Genomic DNA, 1,110 nt, shown 5'->3' on the forward strand with positions numbered 1-1,110 from the left:
AGGATGACCAGGAGTTTTCTGGCGAGTGCGATGCGGATGAGCATTTTTGGCTTTCCCGCCTGTTGCAACCGTTGAGCGAAAGCTTTGAGATGAGGATCGAATTTGGCCACGATAGCTGCGACGATGAAGAGGATGCCACGCGGCCCGGCGCGTCCGCCTCGCACATGCCTGTTGCCGGTGCGCTTGCCGCTATCGTTGGCGAAAGGAGCCAGGCCTGCCAGCTTGGCGATGGCCTTGTTGGAGATGAGGCCGATCTCGGGCAGTTCGGCCATCAGACGGGCGACAGTGCGTCCGGCTACGCCCTTGAGCGAACGAAAGGCTCGCTCCAGCCTGGCCCACAGCGGATCGTCATCGATCATCGAGGCAATCTCGCCTTCCAGGCGCCGTTGCTCGCGCTTGAGGAAGGCCAGCGTCGCCTCGATGCTGGCGCATACCTCGGCGTCGCATGCGGCACTTCTACGCTGCTTGTTGATGGTCGCATCGCCGACAATCTGGCAAAGCCGGCCAACCAACGCGGTAAGCCGCTGTTGGGCAGCGCTTGGCGGTGGCGTCGGCACCGTGTTCTTGACTGCGCCGTAATGGGCGATGACAGCGGCGTCGATCCTGTCGGTCTTCTCCAGATAGCCCATCGCCTCGGCGAAACGGCGCACGCTCTTGGCATTGACCACGCCGCACGGCATGCCGTGCGCCCACAAGAGCATGAACCCCAGCCGTTCATAGCCGCCCGATGCCTCCATCACCGCAAGGGCTGCGCCATGGCTGCGGCAGAACAGCCAAAGAGCTGCAATCCCCGCCGCATCGTTGGCGAAGCGCGCTGCCGCTCCGCCAGGCCGGACATGCGCGTCCAGCCAATCTTTCGAAACATCAACTCCACAAATAATCCTGTTCACGGTAACCTGCCTTGTGCGTACGGTTGGAACCAAGCGACTGTTCGGTCGTGCGTGACGAAGGCGAAGATCCCAAGCTCTCCCGCGGTTGTAACCTCAGGTGGTACGGGCGACTTCGCCAAGCCAAGGTCCGGGCGGCCGCCCGGACCTTGGCTCAATCGCTCTAATCCCACGAAATCTCTCTCGTGTAGATACAAGGTGGCTCGGCGAAGCCGAGACGGAG

Annotated in this window: 1 protein-coding gene; it reads right to left on the bottom strand. The window is 62.3% G+C overall.

Features of this window, described 5'->3' with window-relative positions; genetic code table 11:
* Nucleotides 1-890, bottom strand: an 890-nt coding sequence (locus NKI69_RS33475; RefSeq protein ID WP_352723441.1) for an IS110 family RNA-guided transposase, incomplete at its 3' end; no start/stop codon positions are given.
* Nucleotides 891-1,110: the final 220 nt, after the last annotated feature.

The organism is Mesorhizobium sp. M0491 (assembly GCF_040321265.1).
Lineage (GTDB): Bacteria > Pseudomonadota > Alphaproteobacteria > Rhizobiales > Rhizobiaceae > Mesorhizobium.